At 56.4% G+C, this 1,196-nt stretch carries 1 protein-coding gene; it reads right to left on the reverse strand.

The features are described 5' to 3' along the window. Positions 1 to 186: 186 nt before the first annotated feature. Positions 187 to 1,196 (reverse strand): hypothetical protein (locus C4K88_RS18060; RefSeq protein WP_206604395.1); only part of this gene is annotated, 1,010 nt, incomplete at its 5' end.

Raw genomic sequence — 1,196 nt, forward strand, 5'->3', positions numbered from 1 at the left:
GACCGCTACGGTTGCTTTTTCAGTGATGATCAGTGTCTTGCCCATGCGGACTAGCCTTCCAGTGCAGAATTGCATTTTTTCCAAGCTGCCGGCCTAGCCAGACGGCTGCTGGGTGAGAAACAAAAAAGCCATCGACTCCAGTGCTGGATCTCGATGGCTTCAGGAAACAAGGTGAGGCGGCCGCTGCTATGCGCCCTGTTGCTCACCGGGGATTGCAGGCTTGCTTGCCGAGTCAGAGCCAAAAGCAGAGGCGAACATGGCGCTGCGCTCTGCATCGCCTTGTTTCGGTTGCGGCGTCTGGGTTCCGTGGCCTTTGAAGAGCTCCGCAGCCCAGCCCGGCACGATCTTGATGTGGCCAGAGTCAGGGGTAACAGGGCCTGGCATGTCCTTGGCTTGAATGAACGGAATTTTGGATACTTCGGCGATCCCTGTTTGACCGTCCGGCAGGGAGATGGCCTTCACGTCCATCCGGAATTCGCCGTTGACGATAATGGGCATGCCGCGGGCGAGTTTCTCAGACAGCGGCTGCAGATTACGGCCGTACCAACGAACAGGGATGCAGGCATCGGTGTCTTTCGACTGCCGAATCAGCACGACTAGTCGGTCGTTGATTGGAGTGCCGTCTACAGGATGTTTGCGGTTGCGTTCCAGAGACTTGGCCTGAATGAAGCCCGCGATACGGATCTGGTTCGAGGCGTTCTTGTTGAGGTCCATCGCCTTCCAATCGAACGAGTCGAGACGTTCTTCAGTGCCAGCGCCGGGCTGTTGCTCCAACTGGGCCACAGAATCGGGTGTGCCTGAGTCTTTTGCTGCGGCATGCACGACCGCATCCCACTTCCGCATGAAGTCATCGCGAAAACGCCCTCCAAGGTGCATCAGGTTTGGAGCTTCGAAACGGATGCTCTTCACCCGTGCAATACGGTCATCACCTTGCATGGCGCCATCGGTGTGAACAAACGCCATGATGAGATCCCACTCCTTGATGTCCTTAGGAATCGGCGATTTCTTGGGATCGTAGTGAATGGGAAGCATGTGGTTTTCTGACCGGGTCTGCTGGATGTAGCAGATCCCTTTGACCGGATCATTCAAGCGCAGGACGCCGGCGATGTAGCCAGAGTTGAGCATCCCGTTTGGATACGAATAGGAGTCAGGCTTCCGCTTTGCGTCCTGGGGCAGCATTGAGTACCTCGATACGT

The sequence above is a fragment of the Arthrobacter pityocampae genome, from assembly GCF_002927275.1.
Lineage (GTDB): Bacteria > Actinomycetota > Actinomycetes > Actinomycetales > Micrococcaceae > Arthrobacter_D > Arthrobacter_D pityocampae.